This is a genomic window from Cupriavidus sp. TMH.W2 (assembly GCF_050847365.1).
GTDB lineage: Bacteria > Pseudomonadota > Gammaproteobacteria > Burkholderiales > Burkholderiaceae > Cupriavidus.
In genome coordinates this window covers 1797730-1823150 of the sequence record NZ_CP193792.1, presented here as the reverse complement: position 1 = coordinate 1823150, position 25421 = coordinate 1797730, and the positions used below count along the sequence as shown (strand labels likewise).

16 protein-coding genes and 1 rRNA gene are annotated in these 25421 nt (G+C 64.8%); 15 read left to right on the top strand and 2 right to left on the bottom strand.

Translation table 11 applies throughout. From position 1 onward, the window contains the following. Positions 1-41: 41 nt before the first annotated feature. From ACREYQ_RS08345 to adeC, 7 genes are all read left to right on the top strand, one after another. Positions 42-521 (top strand): VOC family protein, encoded by a 480-nt coding sequence (locus ACREYQ_RS08345; protein WP_432260254.1) that lies wholly within the window; start codon positions 42-44, stop codon positions 519-521. 213 nt (positions 522-734) lie between these two features. After that, on the top strand, positions 735-1973 hold the full coding sequence (locus ACREYQ_RS08340; RefSeq protein ID WP_432260253.1) for a CaiB/BaiF CoA transferase family protein: 1239 nt from the start codon (positions 735-737) through the stop codon (positions 1971-1973). Between the two features lie 125 nt (positions 1974-2098). Beyond that, positions 2099-3076 (top strand): Bug family tripartite tricarboxylate transporter substrate binding protein, encoded by a 978-nt coding sequence (locus ACREYQ_RS08335; RefSeq protein WP_432260383.1) that lies wholly within the window; start codon positions 2099-2101, stop codon positions 3074-3076. 91 nt (positions 3077-3167) lie between these two features. Further along, the gene (locus tag ACREYQ_RS08330; RefSeq protein WP_432260252.1) at positions 3168-5534 is read left to right on the top strand and encodes a DNA polymerase II; all 2367 of its coding nucleotides are present in this window, start codon (positions 3168-3170) and stop codon (positions 5532-5534) included. Positions 5535-5764: 230 nt separating this feature from the next. Beyond that, positions 5765-6925 carry an efflux RND transporter periplasmic adaptor subunit gene (locus tag ACREYQ_RS08325; RefSeq protein ID WP_432260251.1) on the top strand — a complete coding sequence of 387 codons (1161 nt, stop codon included), beginning with the start codon at positions 5765-5767 and terminating at the stop codon, positions 6923-6925. Between the two features lie 27 nt (positions 6926-6952). Beyond that, a complete protein-coding gene (locus ACREYQ_RS08320; protein WP_432260250.1) occupies positions 6953-10105 on the top strand; it encodes an efflux RND transporter permease subunit in 3153 nt (1050 codons plus the stop codon). Continuing rightward, positions 10102-11550: an AdeC/AdeK/OprM family multidrug efflux complex outer membrane factor gene (gene adeC, locus ACREYQ_RS08315; protein WP_432260249.1), complete on the top strand. Its 1449-nt coding sequence runs from the start codon at positions 10102-10104 to the stop codon at positions 11548-11550. The genes ACREYQ_RS08320 and adeC overlap by 4 nt, the downstream gene beginning before the upstream one ends. Positions 11551-11660: 110 nt before the next feature. Here the strand turns inward: adeC and ACREYQ_RS08310 are convergent, their stop codons facing one another. Next, positions 11661-11864, bottom strand: a complete 204-nt coding sequence (locus ACREYQ_RS08310; RefSeq protein WP_432260248.1) for a cold-shock protein — start codon at positions 11862-11864, stop codon at positions 11661-11663. A gap of 286 nt (positions 11865-12150) precedes the next feature. Here ACREYQ_RS08310 and ACREYQ_RS08305 point away from each other — a divergent pair, with 286 nt between their 5' ends. The 6 genes from ACREYQ_RS08305 to ACREYQ_RS08280 all read left to right on the top strand — a co-directional run bounded on the left by ACREYQ_RS08305 (position 12151) and on the right by ACREYQ_RS08280 (position 20780). Then, positions 12151-12453, top strand: coding sequence for a hypothetical protein (locus tag ACREYQ_RS08305; RefSeq protein ID WP_432260247.1), 303 nt, complete (start codon positions 12151-12153; stop codon positions 12451-12453). 435 nt (positions 12454-12888) lie between these two features. Continuing rightward, positions 12889-15099 (top strand): penicillin-binding protein 1A, encoded by a 2211-nt coding sequence (locus ACREYQ_RS08300; RefSeq protein WP_432260246.1) that lies wholly within the window; start codon positions 12889-12891, stop codon positions 15097-15099. A gap of 290 nt (positions 15100-15389) precedes the next feature. Further along, entirely contained in the window at positions 15390-17714 is a 2325-nt protein-coding gene (locus tag ACREYQ_RS08295; RefSeq protein ID WP_432260245.1) for a molybdopterin cofactor-binding domain-containing protein, read from the top strand. Beyond that, positions 17683-18147 (top strand): (2Fe-2S)-binding protein, encoded by a 465-nt coding sequence (locus tag ACREYQ_RS08290; protein ID WP_432260244.1) that lies wholly within the window; start codon positions 17683-17685, stop codon positions 18145-18147. The genes ACREYQ_RS08295 and ACREYQ_RS08290 overlap by 32 nt, the downstream gene beginning before the upstream one ends. Before the next feature lie 72 nt (positions 18148-18219). Then, positions 18220-19824 (top strand): GMC oxidoreductase, encoded by a 1605-nt coding sequence (locus tag ACREYQ_RS08285; protein ID WP_432260243.1) that lies wholly within the window; start codon positions 18220-18222, stop codon positions 19822-19824. A 38-nt stretch (positions 19825-19862) separates the two neighbouring features. Beyond that, positions 19863-20780, top strand: a complete 918-nt coding sequence (locus ACREYQ_RS08280) for an ATP adenylyltransferase family protein (protein ID WP_432260242.1) — start codon at positions 19863-19865, stop codon at positions 20778-20780. A gap of 2 nt (positions 20781-20782) precedes the next feature. Here ACREYQ_RS08280 and ACREYQ_RS08275 read toward each other — a convergent pair whose 3' ends face one another. Next, positions 20783-22078, bottom strand: coding sequence for a DUF3422 family protein (locus ACREYQ_RS08275; RefSeq protein WP_432260241.1), 1296 nt, complete (start codon positions 22076-22078; stop codon positions 20783-20785). A 106-nt stretch (positions 22079-22184) separates the two neighbouring features. On the opposite strand from ACREYQ_RS08275, the gene ACREYQ_RS08270 reads away from it, so the two are divergent. Both ACREYQ_RS08270 and ACREYQ_RS08265 read left to right on the top strand, forming a co-directional pair. Further along, positions 22185-23045 (top strand): LysR family transcriptional regulator, encoded by an 861-nt coding sequence (locus ACREYQ_RS08270; RefSeq protein ID WP_432260240.1) that lies wholly within the window; start codon positions 22185-22187, stop codon positions 23043-23045. A 563-nt stretch (positions 23046-23608) separates the two neighbouring features. Continuing rightward, positions 23609-25140, top strand: a 16S ribosomal RNA gene (locus ACREYQ_RS08265). Positions 25141-25421: the final 281 nt, after the last annotated feature.

Below are 25421 nucleotides of genomic sequence, written 5' to 3'. Positions count from 1 at the left end.
GGTGGCGGATTCCAGGTGCTCAACTCTCCAGGAGGCACGAAATGCAAAGCAAGAACACCATCTGTTTGTGGTACGACCGCGATGCCCTTGACGCCGCAAACTTCTATGCCGAAACATTCCCGGACAGCGCTGTCAGCGCAGTTTTTCGCGCACCTGGCGACTATCCCCACGGCAAGCAGGGCGACGTCCTGACGGTCGAGTTCACCGTCGTCGGCATTCCCTGCCTCGGCCTGAATGGCGGCCCCCATTTCAAGCACAACGAAGCCTTCTCGTTTCAGATCGCGACCGACGACCAGGCCGAAACCGACCGCTTGTGGAATGCGATCGTCGGCAATGGCGGCCAGGAAAGCGCATGCGGCTGGTGCAAGGACCGGTGGGGATTGTCATGGCAGATCACCCCGCGCGCCCTTACCGCGGCGATCAGCGACCCGGACCGCGCGGCGGCCAAGCGCGCCTTCGACGCGATGATGACGATGCGGAAGATCGACATCGCCGCGATTGAGGCGGCACGGCTGGGCTGACACCGATCCTGAGGTTGATGGAGCGTGGCCTGTACATTGGCCTGGGCGCAACGCACCACATTGTCAAATTTTATTGAACATTTTGTCAATATTGCCTGGGATTGTATAGCGCATTTTTCCAAGCAAGAATGCTGGGTTGACTGCGCTGGGACCCGCCCACGCCCGATTGTTCAGAGACGGCTCGTTCCTCGAAACAGCCCATGGAGACAAACAATGCAGACGCCCGACCCATCCCAAGGTACCGACTTCCCGCTTGAGGGCGTGCGCGTGCTCGACCTGTCGCGTGTGTTTGCGGGGCCGCTGTGCGGCCAGGTCCTGGCCGATTTTGGCGCGGAAGTGGTCAAGGTGGAACACCCCGGCCGCGGCGACGACACGCGCGACTGGGGCATGCGTATCGGCAAGACCGAGACGACTTACTACAACAGCATGAACCGCAACAAGCGGTCCATCACGCTGGATCTGCAGAGCAAGGAAGGCTTGCGGATTGTCCACGACCTGCTGCCGCAGTTCGATGTGGTCATCCACAATTTCAAGACCGGCGGCGCCGAGAAGCTGGGCCTCGGCTACGAACAGCTCAAGGCCATCAAGCCCGACCTGATCTACTGCGCGGTTTCCGGCTACAACAGCAGCGGCCCCGAGGCCAAGCGTCCCGGCTACGACCTGGTGATCCAGGGCGAGGCCGGGCTGATGGCGCTCAACGGCGAAGCCGACACGCCGCCGCTGAAGTTCGGCGTGGCGGTGGTGGACCTGATGACCGGCATGTATGCCGCGCAGGCGGTGCTGGCGGCCTTGTTCCGCCGCGAGCGCAAGGGCAAGGGCCAGCTGATCGAGATGGCGCTGTACGACTGCGGGCTGATGGTGACCGGCTATTACGGCCTGGATGCCATGCTGCTCGGGCGCGATCCCGCGCGCTATGGCAATGCCCATCCGTCCATCGTTCCCTATGGCATGTTCGAGGCCGCTGATGGCCCGCTGATCATCGCCGTGGGCAACAACAGCCAGTTCGACAAGTTCTGCCGCCAGGTCATCGAGCGCGCGGACATCGTCGAGGACCCGCGCTATGCCACCAATGTGGAGCGCGCCAAAAACCGCGAGACGCTGACCCCGCTGCTCACGGGCCTGATCGGCAGCTTTGCGCGCGACCTGCTGCTGGAGCGCATGTCGGCCTGCGGCATTCCCTGCGGCAAGGTGGCGGGACTGCATGAGGCCCTGACCAGCGAGCGGACCCGCGCGGGCGGCCTGCTGCGCGAGATGCCGCATCCCGTGGCGGGCACCACGCACGTGTTCGCGCCGCCTTACCGCCTGGATGGCCAGCGCCTGCCGATCCGCAACGCGCCGCCTACGCTGGGCGAGGGCACGCGGGCGGTGCTGCAGAGCCTGCTGCAGATGAGCGATGACCAGCTGCGGGCACTGCAGGCCAGCGGCGTGCTGACACTGCCCGAGGCACCGTAGCAAGCCTGCGCCTTCGCGCCGCGCGGACGCACGTCCGCGCAATTCCGCCCGGCAAGGGGGGCTTGAGGTCCCTTGTACAGAATCAACCTGGAACAACAATCGTGCGCATTCGAAATTTCACCCGTATCGTCCACTCCCGGCGTCGTGCCATCCTGGCCCTTGCCGCGGCGCCGCTGCTGGCCGGCAGCGCTTTCGCGCAAGCCTGGCCGAGCAAGCCGATCAAGCTCGTCGTGCCGTTCCCGCCGGGCGGGCCCACGGATACGGCATCGCGCATCGTCGGCCAGAAGCTGGGCGAGCGCCTCAGGCAGCCGGTGGTGGTGGAGAACCGCGCCGGTGCGTCGGGTTCCATTGCGGCCGCCCAGGTGGCCAAGAGCGCGCCCGACGGCTACACGCTGATGATGCTGGCCACGCCCACGCTGCTGGCGCCGCACCTGTACAAGAAGGCGGGATACGACACGACCAGGGACTTCACGCCCGTCGCCACCGTTTACGACCTGCCGATCGTGGTGGTGGTCAACCCGACGCTGCTGCCCAACGTGACCGACCTGCCCAAGCTGATCGCACAGGCCAAGGCCCAGCCGGGCAAGCTCAACTACACCAGCTCCGGCGCGGGCAGCTTCGGTCACCTGAGCATGGAGCTGCTCAAGCAGATGGGCGGCTTCGAGATGCAGCACGTGCCCTACAAGGGCGGCGTGCCGGCCATCAGCGACACCCTCGGTGGCCAGGTCCCGATCATGTACGCTGACCTCGTCGCCGCGCTGCCGCATATCCAGGCGGGCAAGCTGCGCGCCATCGCGGTCGGTTCGCCGCAGCGCGTCAGCATGCTGCCCGACGTCAAGACCATTGCCGAGCAAGGCTTCAAGGGCTACGACGCCGTGTCCTGGGGCGGCCTGCTGGCGCCCCCGGGCACGCCCAAGGAAGTGGTGGACCGCGTCTCTGGCGAGGTCGGCAAGATCCTGGCCGACAAGGAGGTCCAGGACAAGCTGCTGAAGGCCGGCGCCATTGCCAACTTCCAGCCGCCGGCGCAGATGGCCCAGCGCATGCAGCAGGACTATGCCAAGTGGGGCAAGGTGATCCGCGACAAGGGTATCGCGGTCGAGTAAGCACCAGGAGTCCGGGCACGCTGCAACGGCGCGCCCGGTTACCCCCGGCTCCGCTAAAATCGGCGAGAAGCGGTTCTCCAAGGTTTATAGCGTGGCACTCCAGCAGGGTTTTATCCTGACCCGACATTGGCGCGATACCCCGGCCGGCACCGAGGTCGAGGTCTGGCTGGCGACCGAGGACGGGCCGCGCCGGCTGCGCCTGTCCTGTCAGCCGTCCGTGGCGTTTATCCCCGAGGCACAGCGTGAACGCGCCGAGGCGCTGCTGTGCCGCGAGCGCGATGTCGAACTGCGCCCGCTCAGGCTCCAGGATTTCCAGCGCAGGCCCGTACTGGGCCTGTACTGCCAGCAGCATCGGCAACTGATCCAGCTCAGCCGCTCCTTGCGCGATGCCGGCGTGGATGTCTACGAGGCCGATATCCGCCCGCCCGAGCGCTACCTGATGGAGCGCTTCATCACCGCCCCGGTCTGGTTCGACGGTGAGCCGGATGCCGGCGGCGTGCTGCGCAATGCCCAGATGAAGCCGTCGGTGGACTACCGTCCCTCGCTGCGCCTGGTCTCGCTCGATATCGAAACGAACGCGTTCGGCGACCTCTATTCGATTGCGCTCGAGGGCTGTGGTCAGCGCCAGGTCTACATGCTGGGCCCGGCGCCGCAGATGCCCGCCGACGTCGATTTCTCGCTCGAATACTGCGCAACACGGCCCGAGTTGCTGGAGAAGCTGAACCTGTGGCTGTCCGAGCACGACCCTGACGCCATCATTGGCTGGAGCCTGGTCCAGTTCGACCTGCGCGTGCTGCACGAACATGCACGCAAGTTCCAGGTTCCGCTGCGCCTGGGGCGGGACGGTGCCGAAATGGAATGGCGCGAGCACAACGCCCAGCAGCATTATTTCGCCAGCGCGGCGGGCCGGCTGATCATCGACGGCATCGAGGCGCTGCGTTCGGCCACGTGGAGCTTCCCGTCGTTCAGCCTCGAATCGGTCGCGCAGACGCTGCTCGCAGAAGGCAAGGCGATCGATGACCCATACGACCGCATGGACGCCATCGACCGCATGTTCGAACAGGACAAGCCGGCGCTGGCGCGCTATAACCTGCGCGATTGCGAGCTGGTGACGCGGATCTTTGAGCAGACGGAGCTGTTGCCATTCCTGCTGGAGCGCGCCACGGTCACGGGCCTGCCAGCCGACCGCAGCGGCGGCTCGGTCGCCGCCTTCACGCATCTCTACATGCCGCTGATGCACCGGCAGGGCTATGTCGCGCCCAACCTCGGCGAGAAGGCACCCGAGGCCAGCCCTGGCGGCTTCGTCATGGACTCGCGGCCGGGGCTGTACGAATCGGTGCTGGTGCTGGACTACAAGAGCCTCTACCCGTCGATCATCCGCACCTTCCTGATCGACCCGGTCGGCCTGGTCGAGGGACTGGCGCATCCGGACGATGCCGATTCGGTACCCGGCTTCCGCGGTGCGCGGTTTTCCCGGACGAAGCACTGCCTGCCGGCGATCGTCGCCAGGGTCTGGCAGGGCCGCGAGGCCGCCAAGCGCGACCGGAACAAGCCGCTCTCGCAGGCGCTCAAGATCATCATGAACGCGTTCTACGGCGTGCTCGGGTCCAGCGGCTGCCGGTTCTTCGATGCGCGGCTGGCGTCGTCGATCACCATGCGCGGGCACGAGATCATGCGGCAGACCCGGGCGCTGATCGAGGCCCGCGGCTACGAGGTGATCTATGGCGACACGGATTCCACCTTCGTCTGGCTGCGCCGCGCCAGGACGCAGGCCGATGCCAGCCAGATCGGCCGCAGCCTCGTCGCCTGCGTCAACGACTGGTGGCGCGACCACCTCTGGCAGACCCATGGCCTGGACAGCGCGCTCGAACTCCAGTTCGAAACGCACTTCCGGCGCTTCCTGATGCCGACCATCCGCGGCACGGACCTTGGCAGCAAGAAGCGCTATGCCGGGCAGGTGGAACGGCCTGACGGGAAGGTCGAGATGGTGTTCAAGGGCCTTGAGACAGTGCGCACGGACTGGTCGCCGCTGGCCCAGCGGTTCCAGCAGACCCTCTACGAAAAGATCTTCAACCGCGAGCCGTATGCGGATTATGTGCGGGATATCGTGCGCCGCACCCTGGCCGGCGAACTCGACGAGCAACTGGTCTATCGCAAGCGGCTGCGGCGCAAGCTTGATGACTACCAGCGCAACGTGCCGCCGCACGTGCGGGCTGCCCGCATCGCCGATGCCTATAACGAGCGTCACGGGCGGCCGCGCCAGTACCAGCAGGGCGGCTGGATCAGTTACGTGATGACCATGGCGGGGCCGGAGCCGCTCGAGGCGCGGTCGGCGCCGATCGACTATAACCACTACGTGACAAAGCAGCTCCAGCCGATTGCGGATGCGATCCTGCCATTCCTGGAGGACGGTTTCGAGACGCTGCTGACCGGGCAGATGGCGCTGTTTCCGCAATAGCCCGGGGCGCCGGGGGTGCGGTGATCGCGATGTAAGTTTCTGAAATATGCGCGGCCGATTATCGGCCGATCCATTTTTTCGTGGCGGGATAGACTCTCTCAGTTACGTCTGCAACTGGCGCAATGGCAGGCATGGCGCTTGTGTCACCTCGGCCTGCTCCGCTCTGGCTCAGGTCTACCGGATTGCCGGCGACATTCTGAATCGGCTTGATACCTACGCAGGACATCGCAATGCAACGATCACGCGGCAGTAGCGCCTGGGTTCCGGTCACGCTGGCCATCGCCACGTCAATGCTTGCCGGATGCGGTAACAAGAAAGAGGCCGCGGCTCCGCCGCCGCCGCAAGTGAGCGTGGTCACGCTCAAGACCGAGCCACTGACGCTGGATACCGAGCTGCCGGGCCGCACCACGGCGTTCCGCATTGCCGAAGTCAGGCCGCAGGTGGATGGCATCATCCTGCGCCGCCTGTTCAAGGAGGGCAGCGACGTCACGCAGGGCCAGCAGCTCTACCAGATCGATCCGTCCACCTACGAGGCCGCCTACAAGAGTGCCCGGGCGACGCTGGAATCCACCCGCCTGCTGGCAGAGCGCTACGGGCGCCTGGTCGGCGACGAGGCGGTCAGCAAGCAGCAGTATGACGAGGCCAGGGCCGCCTGGCTGCAGGCGCAGGCCGCTGTCGACCGCGCCGACATCAACCTGCGCTATACCAGGGTGCTGTCGCCGATCTCTGGGCGCATCGGGCGCTCGAATGTGACGGAAGGTGCGCTGGTCACCAATGGCCAGGCTACCGCGCTGTCCGTGGTGCAGCAGCTTGACCCGATCTACGTCGACGTGACCCAGCCCTCATCGTCCCTGCTGCGGCTGCGGCGCGAGCTGGCCAACGGTGCGCTGCAGAATGCCGGCCCCAACGCGGCCCAGGTCAGCCTGGTGCTCGAAGACGGTACCCGCTATCCCGAAGCCGGCCGCCTGGAGTTCTCGGAAGTGGCCGTGGACCAGGGCACCGGCTCGGTGACGCTGCGCGCGGTGTTTCCCAACCCGCGCCATGAGCTGATGCCGGGCATGTTCGTCCATGCCCGCCTGCGTGAGGGCGTGAAGACCGATGCGCTGCTCGTGCCGCAGCAGGGGGTGACGCGCGACCTCAAGGGCCAGGCCACGGCGCTGGTGGTCAATGCCAGGGACGAGGTGGAGCTGCGCCAGATCCGCACCGACCGCGCCGTTGGGGACAAGTGGCTGGTTGCCGACGGCCTCGGCGCCGGCGACCGCGTCATCGTGGAGGGCCTGCAGTTCGTGCGGCCCGGAGCCAAGGTGCGCGTAGCCCAGGCCGGGAAGGGTGCCGGTGCGCCGGCGGCCGCCGCGTCAGCCCCATCCGCCACGACCGCGGCCAAGCCCTGAGCGCACTGCCGGGACAAGGGAGCAGCCATGTCCAATTTCTTTATCGACCGGCCCATCTTCGCGTGGGTGATCGCCCTGGTCATCATGCTGGCCGGCGTGCTGTCGATCCGCGCGCTGCCCATCAGCCAGTATCCGGCCATCGCGCCGCCCACCATCGCGATCTCGGTCAACTACCCCGGCGCCTCCGCCGAGACGGTACAGGACACCGTGGTGCAGGTGATCGAGCAGCAGCTCAACGGCCTGGACAGCTTGCGCTACATCTCCTCGGAAAGCAACGCCGACGGCAATATGACGATCACGGTGACCTTCGAGCAAGGCACCAATCCGGATATTGCCCAGGTGCAGGTGCAGAACAAGCTGGCGCTTGCGCAGCCCCTGCTGCCGCAGGAAGTGCAGCAGCAAGGCATCCGCGTGACCAAGTCGGTGCGCAACTTCCTGGTCATCGTGGGCATGATTTCCACTGACCCCAAGGTGACGCGGGAAGACCTGTCGAACTACATTGTCTCGAATGTCCAGGATCCGCTGTCGCGCACCTACGGCGTGGGCGACTTCCAGGTGTTCGGCTCGCAATATGCCATGCGGGTATGGATCGACCCGGCCCGGCTCAACAGCTACCGGCTCACGCCGCTGGACGTGAGCAACGCCATCCGGGCGCAGAACGTCCAGGTGGCCTCCGGCCAGCTTGGCGGCCTGCCGGCGGTGCAGGGCCAGCAGCTCAATGCCAGCGTGATCGGCAAGACCCGGCTGCAGACCCGCGAGCAGTTCGGCAACATCCTGCTCAAGGTCAACCCCGACGGCTCCCAGGTGCGCCTGAAGGACGTGGCCGACGTGGGCCTGGGCGGGCAGGACTACAACATCAATGCGCAATACAACGGCCAGGCGGCCTCGGGCATTGCCGTGCGGCTGGCCGCGGGGGCCAACGCGCTGGAAACCGTGCGCGCTATCCGCAAGACGCTGGACGGGCTGGAGCCTTTCTTCCCGCCGGGGATGAAAGTGGTTTTCCCATATGACACCTCGCCGGTGATCTCGGGGTCCATCCACGAAGTGGTGAAGACGCTGATGGAAGCCATCGCGCTGGTGTTCCTGGTGATGTACCTGTTCCTGCAGAACGTGCGCGCTACCCTGATTCCCACCATCGCCGTGCCGGTGGTGCTGCTGGGCACCTTCGGCGTACTGGCGGCATTCGGCTACACCATCAACACACTGACCATGTTCGGCATGGTGTTGGCCATCGGGCTGCTGGTGGATGACGCCATCGTCGTGGTGGAGAACGTCGAGCGCGTGATGGCCGAGGACGGACTGGGGCCCAGGGAGGCCGCGCGGCGCTCGATGGGCCAGATCCAGGGCGCGCTGGTGGGCATTGCCATGGTGCTGTCGGCGGTGTTCCTGCCGATGGCGTTCTTCGGCGGCTCGACCGGCGTGATCTACCGGCAGTTTTCCATCACCATCGTCTCGTCCATGGCGCTGTCCGTGCTGGTCGCGCTGATCCTGACGCCGGCCCTGTGCGCCACCATGCTCCAGCCCATCGAAAAGGGCGATCATGGCGAAAACAAGGGCGGCTTCTTCGGCTGGTTCAACCGCAGGTTCAACGCGACCGTCCAGGGCTACGAACACAACGTGTCGCGCATCCTGAAGCGCCGCATGCCCTTCCTGCTGATCTACGTGGCCATCCTGGTGGCGATGGGCTTCCTGTTCACGCGCATCCCCACTTCATTCCTGCCGGAGGAAGACCAGGGCGTGCTGTACGCCCAGGTGCAGACGCCGGCCGGCGCCACCGCCGAGCGCACGCAGAAGGTGCTCGACCAGATGCGCGATTACCTGCTGAAGGAAGAGGGCGGCGTGGTCGAGTCGCTGTTCACCGTCAACGGCTTCAACTTTGCCGGCCGCGGCCAGAACTCGGGCCTGGCCTTTATCCTGCTCAAGCCATGGGAGGAACGCAGCGGGGACAGCACCGGCGTGTTCGACCTGGCCGCGCGCGCCCAGCGCAGGTTCCTGAGCTTCCGCGATTCGATGTCGTTTGCGTTCGCCCCGCCCGCGGTGCAGGAGCTGGGCAATGCCACCGGGTTTGACCTCTACCTGCAGGACCAGGCCGGCATTGGCCACGTGGCGCTGATGAACGCGCGCGACAAGTTCCTGGCGCTGGCCGCGAAAAGCCCGGTGCTGCAGCGCGTGCGCCCCAATGGACTGAATGACCAGCCGCAGTACCAGCTGGTGATCGACGATGAGAAAGCGCGCGCACTTGGCATTTCGCTGGCTGACATCAACAGCACGGTGTCGATCGCCTGGGGTTCCAGCTACGTCAACGACTTCATCGACCGCGGCCGGGTCAAGCGCGTCTACGTGCAGGGCCGTCCGGATTCCCGGATGAATCCGGACGATGTCGACAAGTGGTTCGTGCGCAACGACAAGGGCGACATGGTGCCGTTTTCAGCCTTTGCCGATGGCAAGTGGGCATTTGGCTCGCCCAAGCTGCAGCGCTACAACGGCGTGGCCGCGGTGGAAATGCTGGGGGAGGCCGCGCCCGGGCGCAGCTCCGGCGAAGCCATGAAGGCGATCGAGGAGATCATGAAGCAGATGCCGCCGGGCGTAGGTTATGCCTGGACCGGCCTGTCGTATGAAGAGCGCCTGTCGGGCTCGCAGGCGCCGGCGCTCTATGCGCTGTCGCTGTTGGTGGTGTTCCTGTGCCTGGCCGCGCTTTACGAGAGCTGGTCGATCCCGTTCTCGGTGATGCTGGTGGTGCCGCTTGGCGTGATCGGCGCATTGCTCGCCACGCTGGGGCGTGGCTTGTCCAATGACGTGTTCTTCCAGGTGGGCCTGTTGACCACCATCGGCTTGTCCGCCAAGAACGCCATCCTGATCGTGGAATTCGCCAAGAGCCAGTACGAACACGGCAGGGGCCTGGTCGAGGCCGCCGTGGAGGCGTGCCGCATGCGCCTGCGCCCCATCGTGATGACCTCGATGGCGTTCATGCTCGGCGTGTTTCCGCTGGCCGTGTCGACCGGCGCCGGCGCCGGCAGCCAGCACGCCATCGGCACCGGCGTGATCGGCGGCATGATCACGGCCACAGTGCTGGCGATCTTCTGGGTGCCGCTGTTCTTTGTCGTCGTCACCTCGCTGTTCGGGCGCAAGCGCAGGACGGAGCCGCGTGATGCTTCCCTGGAAAAAGGGGCGCTCGAATGAAGAAGACCTTGCTCTGCGCTGCCGTCATGGCCATGCTGGCCGGCTGCAGCCTGATTCCCAGATACGAGCGGCCGGCCTCGCCGGTGGCGGCAGCCTACCCGCAGGGCCCGGCCTACCTGCCTGCCGCTGCCGCCGCCGAAGCTGGACAGGTGCCCGCGGCCGATCTGGGCTGGCGCGATTTCTTTGCCGATCCTCGCCTGCGCCGTCTCATCGAACTGGCGCTGCAGAACAACCGTGACCTGCGCGTGGCCACCCTCAATGTGGAAGCGTTCGGGGCCCAGTACCGCATCCAGCGCGCCGACCTGTTTCCCGCCGTCGGCGCGGCCGCACAGGGCTCGCGCCAGCGCATTCCTCCTGACCTGTCCACCACAGGGCGGAGGCTGATCAGCAGCCAGTACGGCGTATCGCTGGGCACCACGGCGTGGGAGATCGACCTGTTCGGCCGCCTGCGCAGTCTCAGCGAAGCCGCCCTCGAACAGTATTTCGCCAGCGACGAAGCACGCCGCAGTGCCCAGATCTCGCTGGTGGCCAGCGTTGCCAGCGCCTACCTGACCCAGCGCGCCGATGCAGCGCTGCTGCAGCTTACCCGGGAAACGCTGGCCAATTACGAGCGCAGCTATGGCCTGACGCGGCGCAGCTACGAGGAAGGGATCGCATCCCGGCTTGACCTGCGCCAGGCGCAGACCGCCCTGGAAACCGCGCGCGCAAGCCTTGCGCGGTACACCCGGCTGGTGGCACAGGACGAGAATGCCCTGGTGCTGCTGCTCGGCACGTCCCTGCCGGCGGACCTGCCCGACGGCGTGCCGCTGGAGCAGAAGCTGTTTGCCGATGTGCCGGGCGGGCTGCCTTCGGAGCTGCTGCAGAATCGCCCGGACGTGCTCGCCGCCGAGCACCGGCTGCGTTCGGCCAATGCCGACATCGGTGCCGCGCGCGCGGCCTTCTTCCCCAGCATCAGCCTGACCGCATCGGCAGGCACCGCCAGCAGCCAGCTTTCGGGCCTGTTCGGGGCTGGCTCCGGCACGTGGCTGTTCCAGCCGCGGATCAATCTGCCGCTGTTCACCGCTGGCAGCCTGCGGGCCAGCCTGGACTTCGCCACCATCCAGAAGGACGTCAACGTCGCCCAGTACGAGCGCACGGTGCAGACCGCCTTCCGCGAGGTGGCCGATGGGCTGGCGGCACGGGGCACGTACGCCAGCCAGCTCGAAGCCCAGATCCGCTTCGTCGAAGCCGCTCAGGACGCCTATGGCCTGGCGGACCGGCGCTACCGCACGGGTGTCGACAGCTACCTCGCCGTGCTGGACGCGCAGCGCTCGCTTTACAGCGCGCAGCAACTGCTGATCCAGGCGCGGCTCGAGCGGTTGACCAGCGAAGTCAACCTGTACAAGGCGCTGGGCGGCGGCTGGCACGACCAGACCGGCAAGGCCGCAGGCGCCGGATCAACCTGACGCACAGGCCGGGCGGCCAGTGCAAACTGCGCTACGCGCATGAAAACAGAAAAGCCCTTCTCAATGCGTGAAGGGCTTTGTCGATTCAGGCCGTCGGGTGGGCAGGGCGGCTAGATCGGGCGAATCTTTGACGCTTGCGGGCCTTTCTGGCCTTGCGTGACTTCAAATTCCACTTTCGCACCTTCCTCCAGCGATTTGAAGCCGGTGCCCTGGATTTCGCTGTGATGAGCAAACAAGTCCTTGCCGCCATCATCCGGTGTGATGAACCCGTAGCCCTTTTCACTGTTAAACCACTTCACGATGCCAGTCGCCATCTCGTCCTCGATATTTGGTACACGCAAGCAGCGTGCTGAGCCGCCCCAGGGGTACGGGGCGCAAACGAAACTCCAGCATAACCGAAGAGGGGCGCAGGCAGCATCTAAGGGTTTACCTCGGGGTCAGAGAGCGGGAGACGAGGCCCGCTGTCGGCCCCAGGCCAGCGGCTGCGCGAGGGCTGCTCCAGGCGAGTACCGCCTGCACTACCATAGGAATAAGCAGATGCGGCGGCTGCCCGCAACAATGACTTTCACGCCACGATCTTCGGCGCGATGGGAGAAAGACATGGCAACCTATGAGTTCAAGGACAAGGACCTCCAGTTTCTGGCCCAGGGCGCTGACTCCTGTTTCCCCTCTCCTGACACCGCTTTTGTCGAGTGCGCGGACAGCCATCCGGCGTTCCTGGTGACATGGCCGGAGAGCGGAGCGGCGACGATGAGTCTAAAGGTGCAGATTCGGGCAAGTCAGTACGCCAATTACCTGACGGATCCGTTCAGGGGGCGTGAAGTCCTGCGCAAGGCAGTCGAAGATCGTCTTGCACTGATCCACACCGTGAAAAGCGGGCTCCTGCTCGCCCCCGACATCTAGGGCGGAAATTGTTCGATGGCGGCACCCGCGAGGCAAGCGGTTGACGTCGGGCTGCACGGCGCCAATAAAAAAGCACCTGCTGCAGGTGCTTGACGCTACCAACCTTGGGCGTATGCGTCCGAACCGGGTCAGCAACTCATGATCCGGTTCGGACCTGCAGGCATATGCGGCCTGCACGATCACGCTTCATATAGGAAACACGATCGTTTTGCCGACCTACCTTCGCTTTGTCAGAGCGTGTCTCAGTCAGCGCTTGAAGTATAGGGCGGGCGACGGCGAGGTCAATCCGAATCTGGCGTGCCGCCGCGTGCGACCCTGCCCACACAAAAAGATGTAATCGTTTGTTAATACGGTGCCTGGCAGCCCTGTTCTGGCCGCAGACGGGTCCTTCGGTTTTGGTAGGATCGCGCTCTTTCCGCCACGCGTCCCGCCATTGTGAATCGCCGCTATGTATCGTTGTTTCGTGAGTACTGCGCACGATGGCTCATCCGCATCCAACCGCTGGCCGCTGCCAGCCTCGCGATAGCCGGACGCGTCTGTACCGGCGCGCGGCGCCGCTTTCGCCGACCGACGCGACGCGGCATCGTGCTGACGCTTGGCGCAGTGCCGGCGCTGTTTCTGCTGTACGTGCTGGCGCTCGTGCCGTTGACACCGGGCATCGGCGACATCCGCAAAGCCCGCATCGACCGGCCGGCGCTGATCGTGTCGGCCGACGGCAGAGTGATCGACGAATTCAAGCCGGTCAATCGCGAGTGGGTGTCGCTCGGGCAGATCTCGCCGTACATGGTGGCGGCATTGATCGCCACGGAGGATCGCCGCTTCTATGAGCATTACGGGATCGACTGGCTGCGTATCGCGTCGGCCGCGCTGCATACCTTCTCCGGCGACCGGCAGGGTGGCTCGACGATCACGCAGCAGCTTGCGCGCAACCTGTACCCGGACGAAATCGGCCGCGCGCCGACCCTGGCGCGCAAACTCAGGGAAGCGATCACGGCGCTGAAGATCGAAGCGGTATACAGCAAGGACCAGATCCTTGAGACATACCTGAACAATGTGCCGTTCCTGTATAACGCCTACGGCGTGGAGATGGCCGCACGCACCTACTTCGGCAAATCGGCGCGTCAGCTCGACATTCTCGAAAGCGCGACACTCGTCGGCATGCTGAAGGCCAACAGCACCTACAACCCTGTCCTGAATCCCGAGCGCGCATTGGCGCGGCGAAACACAGTGCTCGGGCAGATGAACAAGTACGGGAAGCTCAAGCCCGATGCTTACACCTGGCTGCGGCGGCAACCGCTTAACGTCAATTTCGAGCTGCAGACCGCGCCACGAAGCACGGCGCCGCATTTTTCAGCGCAACTGCGCAGGTGGCTGATTGCATGGGCCGAACGCAACGGCTACAACATCTACGCCGACGGGCTGGTGGTGCGTACGACCCTGGATTCCCGTCTGCAGGCAATGGCGGCGCAGGCGATGGACTGGCAGGCGAACCAGCTGCAATGGATCGCGAACGGGGCGTGGAACGAACGCACCGGCTGCTGGCCCGGCAACGACCTGTTCCGGACGTTCATCCGGCAAACGCCCGACTATCGCGCCGCACGCGATGCCGGCCAATCGGATCAGGCGGCGCTCAGGAAGCTCGGCACGAACCCGACGTTCGTCCGCGCGCTGTGCCGGAGCAAGACCCAGGTCCAGGCGGGCTTTGTCGCGATCGATCCGCGCAACGGCGATATCAAGGCATGGGTCGGCAGCCGCGACTTCAGTGACGCACCGTTCGATCATGTGCAGCAGGCCCGGCGCCAGCCAGGGTCGACCTTCAAGCCGTTCGTCTACGGGGCGGCGTTCGCGGACGGCGCGCGGCCGGGCGATACCATCGTCGACCGGAGCGTCGCCATTCCACTGACCGGCCAGGCGATCTGGCGGCCTACCGACGCGGAGCCGCCCACCGACCGGCCGATGACGCTGCGCGACGCGCTGGTGTACTCGCGCAACCGCGTCACGGCGCAACTCATGCAAAAGGAACACCCTGAGAAGGTCGCGCGGCTGGCGCGCGCGATGGGCGTGCGCGACAGTCCGCTCGAAGCGGTGCCGTCGCTCGCGCTCGGCACGAGCCCGGTCACGCTCAGGGAGATGGTGTCGGCGTATAGCACGATCGCGAATCGCGGTGCCTACGTCGAACCGCGCATGGTGACGCGCATCGAGGATCACGACGGCAAGGTGCTCGCCGAATTTGCGAGCGCGTCGCCGCAACAGGCACTGCCCGCCGGTGCAGCGCAAACGCTGGTTGATGTCATGCGCGACGTCGTGACCCGGGGCACCGGCGTCGGCATCCGGACGCGCTTCGGGATCCGTGCCGACGTGGCCGGCAAGACGGGCACCACGCAGGACAATGCGGATGGCTGGTTCATCCTGATGCATCCGCAACTGGTCGCGGGCGCATGGGTGGGGTTTGACGATGGACGTGTGACGCTCGGCAACGACTGGGGCCAGGGCGCGCATAGCGCTCTGCCGATGGTGGGCGCGTTCTACGATATGGCCTTGCGTGCGAGAGTGATCGATCCGGAGGCGCGCTTCAGCCCTGAAAACCGGGCTCCTCGCAAGGTCCATGCGCAACAGCATCGGCACTTCCTGTTCTGGAGATACTGATGCCGTCGCTGGCGTACGAGACCTCTTCACCGCGACCGCAGCGCCCTGATCGTCCACCGCTTTATCCAGGCAAATCAATAAGTTGGTAAAGACCTGGCGGATCTTTCCTGGCCCCCCGCCGGCGCGGATGGCGCGGCTGCCGGCGCAGAGCGGCACGGTAGTGTCCGGTGTTGCGCGATAGCGCCAACGACGTGTTCGCATTCGCACTGAAGCACTTCCCGACCTAATATAGGCCATGCCATCGGCGGCACCGGGGGGCTTCCAATGATGTTCGATCCGCCAGTCTTGCCATGTTGACGCGCAGAACCTTCCTGCTCGGCGGCGCGGGCGCTGCCGGTGTGCTGGTGATCGGATGGGCCGGGCTGCCGCCGCGCCAGCGCCTGGCGGGTGGCGGGCCGCTGGCGGTGCGCGACGGGCAATTCGCGCTGAACGGCTGGGTCAAGGTGGCGTCCGACAACACCGTCACGGTGGTGATGAGCAAGGCCGAGATGGGGCAGGGCGTGCATACCGGCGCGGCGATGCTGCTGGCCGAGGAGATGGAGGCCGACTGGTCGCAGGTCCGCGTCGAGCCGTCGCCCGTCGACAGCCTGTACAACAACATCGAGGGCGTGGTCGCCAACCTGCCGTTCCGGCCTGACGACCAGGGGTGGCCCAGGCGCGCCGCCGAATGGTTCACGCGCAAGGGCGTGCGCGAGGTGGGCATGATGTTCACCGGCGGCTCAACCAGCATCAGGGACCTGTGGGATCCGATGCGCGAGGCCGGTGCCGCCGCCCGCATGATGCTGTGCGCGGCGGCGGCGAAGCAATGGAATGTCAAGGCCGCCGATTGTCGCGCGCAGGCCGGCAAGGTGGTGCATCCGTCGGGACGCAGTGCCACGTTCGGCCAGCTGGCCGCGGCAGCCGCGCGCGAGGGCCTGCCGGGCAAGGTCGAACTGAAGGACCCGTCCAGCTACAAGCTCATCGGCACCCGCGCCGCGCGCCTTGATACGGCTGCCAAGCTCCACGGCACCGCCCGCTTCGGCATCGACGTGGTGGCGGACGCGATGGTCTACGCCAGCGTGCAGATGTGTCCGACGCTGGGCGGCAAGCTGCAGGAATCCCCGCCCGACGATGTAAAGAGGTTGCCCGGCGTGCTCGACCTGGTCGCGCTGCCGCCGTTCCCGGGCGGCAGCGGCGGCGTCGCGGTGATCGCCAGCGATGCGTGGATCGCCATGCAGGCGGCGGAAAGGGTCCAGTGCAAGTGGGACGAGGGCGAGGCGGCAAAGCTGTCGGGCGAAGGTGTCCGCGACACGCTGGTGAAGGCGCTCGACGCCCCCGGCCCGCGCGTCTGGTACGAGCATGGTGACGGGCGTGTCATGAAGCAGGGCAAGCCCGCCATCCAGGTCTTGTACTCGGCGCCGTATCTCGCCCACGCCGCGCTGGAGCCGGTCAACTGCACGGTGCTGGTCCAGGCCGACCGCGCCATCGTCTGGGCCGCGACGCAGGTGCCCGGGCTGGCGCGCCGCTGCGTGGCGAAGACGCTCAGGCTGGACACGGACAAGGTCGAACTGCGCCAGCAATCCATCGGCGGTGCGTTCGGGCGCCGGCTCGAAGTCGATTTCATCTGCCAGGCGGCTGCTATCGCGGCAAAGCGCAAGGGCGTGCCGGTCCAGACGATCTGGTCGCGCCCCGAGGACATGCGGCATGACTTCTACCGCCCGGCCAGCGTGTCGCGCTTCGAGGCCTGGCTCGACGGCAACCGGAAGGTCATCGCGGTGCGCAATATCTCGTCCAGCCAGTCGGTGCTGGCGAGCACCGCGAAACGCAACTTCGGCCTGCCCGACATCTTCGTGTCGCGGCTGGACAAGTCCACGGTGGAAGGCGCTTTCGACCAGGCTTATGACTGGCCAGATGTATGGATCGGCCACCAGACCGTGGACCTCGCGATTCCCGTGGGCTACTGGCGCTCGGTGGGGCACTCGCACCACGCCTTCTTCATGGAGAGCTTTGTCGACGAGCTGGCGGTGGCGGTCAGCAAGGACCCGCTCGACTATCGCATGAGCCTGCTCAGGGAGGATCGCCAGCGCGCGGTGCTCGAGCAAGTCGGAAGGATGTCGGGCTGGGGCCGGCCTTTGCGCAAGAAGCCTGGCGTTGCGAGGGTTGGTCGCGGCGTGGCCCTGCACGAGTCATTCGGCAGCGTGGTGGCGCAGGTGGCCGAGGTGTCGGTTGACAACGCGGGGCAGGTCCGCGTGGATCGCGTGTTCTGCGCCATTGATTGCGGCCTGCCGGTCAACCCGACCCTGATCGAGCAGCAGGTGGAGGGCGGCATCGTGTTCGGACTGTCGGCGGCGCTGTGGCAGAAGATTACGCTGGATGGGGGCAAGGTGAAGGAGGATTACTACACCGCCTTTCCGGCCATGCGCCTGCGAGACTGCCCGGACATCCAGGTGCACGTGATGCCTTCGATGGGACCGCCACAGGGTGTGGGCGAGGCCACCACGCCACCGATCGCGCCGGCGGTGGCGAATGCCTTGTTCAATGCGACCGGCGAGCGCTTGCGTCACCTGCCGCTGCTGAAGACTCTGCCGCCTTCCGGAGCCTGCGATGCCAGACCATCAACTCAGTGTCAACGGTAAGGGCGTTGAAATCCGCTCTGACGGCTGCACGCCGCTGTTGTGGGTGCTGCGCTGCGAGCTGAAGCTGACGGGAACCAAGTTCGGCTGCGGCGTGGGCGTGTGCGGCGCCTGCGCGGTGCATGCCAACGGCAAGCTGCTGCTGTCGTGCCAGCACCGGGCGAGCGAGATGGAAGGGAAGAGGATCGTCACCATCGAAGGCCTCGACGGCCCCGAGGTGAACGCCCTGCGGGCGGCCTGGCTGAAGCATGAGGTCGTGCAGTGCGGCTACTGCCAGAGCGCGCAACTGATGGCGGCGAGCGCGCTGCTCAAGCGCACGCGGAATCCTGACGAGGCGGAGATCGCCGAGCAGATGAGCTGCGTGATCTGCCGGTGCGGCACGTATGCGCGGATCAGGCGGGCAGTTGCGGAAGCGGTGAAGATGCTGCGGGGGTGAGGGCGCCGACGTGCGCGCGTGCCCCAGCCACAGATCGAAGCAGGTAATCATCATCCAACGACAGGGAGGGTCATGATGAGCAATGCGCCGGCCTACGATGTCGTCGTCATCGGCAGCGGCTTTGGTGGCGCGGTCTCGGCATGCAGGCTCGCGCAGGCCGGCCGCAAGGTGTTGGTGCTCGAACGCGGCCGGCGCTGGGGCCCGGCGACCTACCCGCGCGACGAGCGTGATGCCTGGCTGTGGAACCAGGAGCGTGCCCATCGCTTCAATGGCTGGGCCGATATCCGGACATTCTCTGATGTATGGGTCATCGCCGGTGCCGGAGTCGGTGGCGGCTCGCTGATCTACGCCAACGTTTCCGTGGAGGCCAGGCCGGAAGCCTTCCGGCACGGCTGGCCGAAGGAGGTGACCTATGTCGGCCTGCAGGCCCACTATGAGGAGGTCGGGCGCATGCTCGCGGTGAGCGAAGTGCCGGACAATCAGGTGAGCGAGCGAACCCGGCTGTTGCGCGAGGGGGCGCAAGCATGCGGGTGGGGCGGGCGCTTCCGCAAACTGCCGCTGGCGGTGACGTTTTCCGAGCACTGGGACCCCACGCTACGAGACGCCCGCAATGATCGTCATTCAGAAAAATTCCTGAACCAGCATGGCAGGTGGCAGGGCACTTGTGTCCATTGCGGCAACTGCGACGTGGGGTGCCAGGTATCGGCCAGGAATACGCTGGACCTGAACTACCTGGCGGTGGCCGAAGACAATGGCGCCGAAATCCGCCCCTTGCACCTGGTGGACAGGCTCGAGCCCCTGCAGCAGGGCTGGCGGGTATGCTTCAGGAAAATCGATCCGGAGGAACAGACGACAAGCCCCGGCGAAGTCACGGCCACCAGGGTGATCCTGGCCGCCGGCTCCATCGGCAGCACCGAGCTACTGCTGCGCTGTCGGGATGAACATCGCACGCTGCCCGCGCTTTCACCACGGTTGGGATATGGCTGGTCCCACAATGGCGATTTCGTGACGCCAGCCTTCTATGACAACAGGGCCGTCTCTCCTTCGCATGGCGTGACCATCTCCGCCGCGATCGACTTCCTGGACCACGGCGGGCCGAACGGGCAGGCGATCTTCGTGGAGGACGGCGGCATCCCGAACCTCGCAGGCAACTTCATTCGACGCCATATGAAGAGAACGCGTTCCCGCAAGCTGCGCGCTGTGTGGAAGGACGTCGGCGGGCTGTTTGACGACGGCGATCCGGTCGAGCGGATGATGCCATGGTTCGGGCAAGGGGTGGACCCGGGCGATGGCCAGTTGAGGCTGGGCCGCAGGTGGTACGCACCGTGGCGTCGTGTGCTGCGGCTTGACTGGTCCTATCAGGCATCGGTGCCCGTCATCGAGGCCATGATTGCAGCGCATACCCAGCTCTCGAAAGCGACTGGCGGGGATCCGTGGGTGCCGCTCACCTGGCGGCGGTGGCACAACCTGATCACACCGCATCCGCTGGGAGGCTGCAACATGGGGACCTCCGCCGCGGACGGCGTGGTCGATGCCTGGGGCCGGGTATTTGGCTGCAAGGGACTGTATGTCATGGACGGTTCGGTCGTCCCGCGTCCGCTCGGCCTGAATCCTTCGCGCACGATCGCGGCGCTTGCGGAGTGCAACGTGGCCATGCTCTTGCGCGAGCAAGACTGACGGGGTGCTCGATGCTGGAATGGAATTGAAAGCCAACCATGCACCATCGACACCTTCAGCCCGGCACGCTGTGGCCGGCTATCTTGCAACGGACGTCGCACGCCCTGCGGAGCGGCGCGTTGTGCCCGATCGAAACTGTCCAGGCGACGATTGAGGATGGCGGCGTGCGGTTCCTGGTTCGCCAGGTGTCGAGCCTGGCGCGTAAGGACAAGGCACGCAGGACGAGCCGTGCCGGGCGCAATCCATTCCTGCCCTATGACCCCGAACTGTTTGTTGCGGATATCTCCGGCACCCATGCGGCCTTGCTCAACAAGTTCAATGTCATCGAACATCACCTGCTCATCGTCACCCGCAGCTTCGAAGCGCAGGAATCCTTGCTGACAGTACCGGACTTTGAAGCGCTGCTGGCCAGCATGGCGGAGTTCCCGAGCCTGGGCTTCTACAACGGCGGCGCAGCCGCGGGAGCGAGCCAGGGCCACAAACATCTGCAGATCGTGCCGTTGCCGCTCGCCGAGGGCGGCCCGGCGCTGCCGATCGGCCCCTTGCTGGAGCCGGCACGGAGCGCCGGCGCCATCGGCACCGTTCCCGGCCTGGCATTTGCGCATGCGTTCGCGCCGCTGGATCTGTTTGCGGCGCCCCCGGAAGAGGCAGCGTGCACGGCGTACGAGCGCTACCGCGCGCTGCTGGATGCGGTTGGCGTGGGGACGGTCGAGATCGAGGGCGGACTGCGCCAGTCAGCGCCGTATAACCTGCTGATCCTGTCCGCAGGACTGCTGCTGGTGCCGAGATCCAGGGAGTGCGTGGAAGGCATTTCCGTCAACGCCCTGGGGTTCGCCGGCTCGCTTTTTGTCCGGAATGCGGCGCAAATGCGGACGATTGAAAATCTTGGCCCGATGCGTCTGCTGCAGCGAGCCGCAGGGCATGGCGGGACAGCCGCCTGGCTGCCCCTGGCGTGACGCTAGGCAGCCTGATTCGCAGCCGGCTGCTGCGCGGCCGCTTTTTGCCCGGCATGCTTGCTGCGCCTGGTAGCACGCAGCACCAGCAGCACCACCGGCAGGACCAGCACGCCCTTGATCAGATCCGGGTCCAGGGGCAGATGCACCGCATGCAGCGCCTTGAGCCCGGCGCCCGCCAGCGACAGCACATAGTAGGAGATGGCCGCGACCGACAGGCCTTCGACCGCGTGCTGCAGCCGCAGTTGGCTGCGCGCGGTCTGGTCCATGCCCTCGAGCAGGCGCGTGGTGTCCTGCTCCTGCGCCAGGTTGACGCGCGTGCGCAGCAGGTCAAGCGCGCGCGCCACGCGGCCGGCAAACTGCTCGTGGCGCGCCCAGACCGACCGGCACGTCTCCATGGCAGGCGCGAAGCGGCGCTCCATGAATTCGGCGATGGTCGGTATGCCTTCGATGCGCTCTTCACGCAATTCCTGGATGCGCGCCAGCACGAGCTTCTCGTAGGCGCGCGACGCGCTGAAGCGGTTGCCGGACTCCGCCAGGGCCTCGATGCGGACCGCCAGGTGCGTCAGCCGCTCGAGCAACTCGGCATCGTGGCGGCCGCCCTGGCTGGTGTCCATGCTGCGCATCAGCGGCGCGAGCGAGCGCTGCAGGTTGTCCACGCTGCGGCCCAGGTCACGCGCCACCGGCAAGGCCAGCAGCGCCATCATCCGGTAGGTCTCGATTTCATACAAGCGCTGCAGCAGCCGTCCGCCCTGCACTTCGCGGAAGCCGTTGTCGATGACCAGGAAGCGCGTAAAGCCGTCTGGCGGGATGGTCCAGTCGCAAAACACCTCGCCGCCGCCCAGCACATGGCTGCCCGCCAGGATCGGGCCGTCGATCCAATCCCGCACGTGGTCGCGCGCATGGGCCGCGGCCTCGCCCGAGACCAGCTCCATGCGCAGCGCCACCAGGCGCTTGCCGGCGAAGCTGTCGAACCACCCGGCCGGGATGTGGGAGGTGGCCAGGTCGGAGAAGTAGTCCGCATTACTGCGCTGCGCCACGAAGGTGAAGGTGGAGAACTCGGTGTGCCGCTCCCACTTCAGCTGCTTGTCGTTGCCCCAACGCCCTGAATAGTGCGTCACGCCGTCGGCGGGCTCTTCCAGCCCGGTCAGCCGGCACAGGGAGGCCAGCAAGGCGTGGTGGATGGCGGTATCGCCATCGGCATAGATGGCGAAGTGCGTCAGCGAGGCGGAGCCGCCGATGCGCAGGAAGGGTCGGGCATGCAGTTCGCGCGCAAGGCTGTCGCGCAAGGGGTGGTCCATGATCGGCTGTGGCATAGGTCGTCAACGCTTTCAACCAGTATGCCGACGGCCGACGATTAAGAAAAACGCGTAAAATTGATCTGTTGCTTCAGTTTTTCTGATACCAATGAAAGTGCTTGACCTCGATGTGCTGGCCATGTTGGTGGCGGTTGCCGATACCGGCAGCATTTCCCGCGCGGCGGAACTCGTGCACCGGTCGCAGTCGGCGGTCAGCATGCAGATCAAGGCGCTGGAGCAGGCGCTGGGCAAGCCGTTGTTCGTGCGCAAGCCAAGGAACGTGGTGCTGACTCCGGAAGGCGAAGTATTGCTGGGCTTCGCGCGCCGCATGCTGGCCTTGCGTGACGAGGCCTGGGCGGCCGTGGTCCGCCCCGACGTGACTGGGCGCGTGGTGCTCGGCATGCCGGACGACTATGCCTCATCCCTGCTGCCCGCGATCCTGAAGAAATTCTCGGCGACTTACCCCAAGGTCGAGATCCAGGTCATTGGCTTGCCGAGCGTGGCCCTGGCGCCCATGGTCAAGGACGGATCGGTCGACCTGGTCTGTGCAACGCGAGTGAAGGGGTTGTCCGGGGAGTTCATCCGGCTGGAGCCGATGGTGTGGGCCGCCTCGCCGGCGGCGCACGAGATCTGGAACGAGCGGCCGCTGCCGATTGCCGTGTTCCAGTCAGGCAGCGTCGCCCGCGATATTGCGATCCGCAGCCTGGAGCAAGCCAGGATCGCCTATCGCATGTCCTATGAGAGTCCCAGCCTGCTGGGCCTGCTCAGCATGGTCGAAGCAGGGTTGGCGGTGGCGCCGCTCGCGCGATGTGCGGTCCCGGCGCATTTCACCATCCTTGGCCTGGCCCAGGGGCTGCCAGAGTTGGCCGGGCTGGAGCTGGTGCTGGCGCGCAGCACAAAGTCAAAGCGGCCGCCTTGTGACTTCCTTGCCGAACAGATCCTGTCAGAGTTGCAGCGCCGGCAAGCGTAATGAGGCGTCCACCCGACGAGGATGCGCCGCGCCTTCACACCGTCCGTGCCGCGTCGAGGTCGTCGGCCGGCGCGGTCAAGTGACAAAAGAGGCTCTTTCAATTTCTTTTCAAAAATGCTTGCGCGGCAGCCATCCAGGCATTATTATTCGCCCCCTCGTTAGCAAGGCACCGCGCAACGAGTTGGGGGAAAAGAGCTGCAAGGATTAACTCGACTCGAATGAGCGTGCCTTCCGGAATAAAGAATTTCTCGAAAACAGTTGATTATTCGCAGAAACTTCTTTATAGTCTTGTTTCTCCGCTGCAAACAAAACGCAGCAACGCAAACGGCAAAGCCGGATGCGGCCCGGACGGTAACGAAGGGGCAGGTTCTTTAACAAACAGACAACCGATAAGTGTGGGCGCTTGATAACGGATGCGAAAGACTTCGGTCTTTTAGCTTACAAGTTATACAGTGCTCGCACAGCAAAACGTGACTGGGTCTTCGGATCTGGTCAGTCAGTTTTCTGAGAGTGAGCGACCGCTCGAAAGAGCGAGGGAGCCGCGAGGCTTCCACACAGAGATTGAACTGAAGAGTTTGATCCTGGCTCAGATTGAACGCTGGCGGCATGCCTTACACATGCAAGTCGAACGGCAGCACGGGCTTCGGCCTGGTGGCGAGTGGCGAACGGGTGAGTAATACATCGGAACGTGCCCTGTAGTGGGGGATAACTAGTCGAAAGATTAGCTAATACCGCATACGACCTGAGGGTGAAAGCGGGGGACCGCAAGGCCTCGCGCTACAGGAGCGGCCGATGTCTGATTAGCTAGTTGGTGGGGTAAGAGCCTACCAAGGCGACGATCAGTAGCTGGTCTGAGAGGACGATCAGCCACACTGGGACTGAGACACGGCCCAGACTCCTACGGGAGGCAGCAGTGGGGAATTTTGGACAATGGGGGCAACCCTGATCCAGCAATGCCGCGTGTGTGAAGAAGGCCTTCGGGTTGTAAAGCACTTTTGTCCGGAAAGAAATGGCTCTGGTTAATACCCGGGGTCGATGACGGTACCGGAAGAATAAGCACCGGCTAACTACGTGCCAGCAGCCGCGGTAATACGTAGGGTGCGAGCGTTAATCGGAATTACTGGGCGTAAAGCGTGCGCAGGCGGTTTTGTAAGACAGGCGTGAAATCCCCGAGCTCAACTTGGGAATGGCGCTTGTGACTGCAAGGCTAGAGTATGTCAGAGGGGGGTAGAATTCCACGTGTAGCAGTGAAATGCGTAGAGATGTGGAGGAATACCGATGGCGAAGGCAGCCCCCTGGGACGTCACTGACGCTCATGCACGAAAGCGTGGGGAGCAAACAGGATTAGATACCCTGGTAGTCCACGCCCTAAACGATGTCAACTAGTTGTTGGGGATTCATTTCTTCAGTAACGTAGCTAACGCGTGAAGTTGACCGCCTGGGGAGTACGGTCGCAAGATTAAAACTCAAAGGAATTGACGGGGACCCGCACAAGCGGTGGATGATGTGGATTAATTCGATGCAACGCGAAAAACCTTACCTACCCTTGACATGCCACTAACGAAGCAGAGATGCATCAGGTGCCCGAAAGGGAAAGTGGACACAGGTGCTGCATGGCTGTCGTCAGCTCGTGTCGTGAGATGTTGGGTTAAGTCCCGCAACGAGCGCAACCCTTGTCTCTAGTTGCTACGAAAGGGCACTCTAGAGAGACTGCCGGTGACAAACCGGAGGAAGGTGGGGATGACGTCAAGTCCTCATGGCCCTTATGGGTAGGGCTTCACACGTCATACAATGGTGCGTACAGAGGGTTGCCAACCCGCGAGGGGGAGCTAATCCCAGAAAACGCATCGTAGTCCGGATCGTAGTCTGCAACTCGACTACGTGAAGCTGGAATCGCTAGTAATCGCGGATCAGCATGCCGCGGTGAATACGTTCCCGGGTCTTGTACACACCGCCCGTCACACCATGGGAGTGGGTTTTGCCAGAAGTAGTTAGCCTAACCGCAAGGAGGGCGATTACCACGGCAGGGTTCATGACTGGGGTGAAGTCGTAACAAGGTAGCCGTATCGGAAGGTGCGGCTGGATCACCTCCTTTCAGAGCGTGCATCCGAAGTCGAGCGTTCACACTTATCGGTTTGTTTGTGGTTAAGGCCAGGTGGCCAAATGAAAGCGCTCGTTGCCGAGTGTTTTCATTTGGCATTGCCAAGCGATCTGACGATCGGCTGTTCTTTAACAATATGGGATGTAGTAAAGGTGTCGCGAAGCGTTGATGAGACGCTGCAGTACAAAACGCGATACCGGGTTGTGATTGTATCAACCAAAATGTATTTAAGTGATCGAAAGATGACTTGGAATACGGCACAAATGCGAGAACTC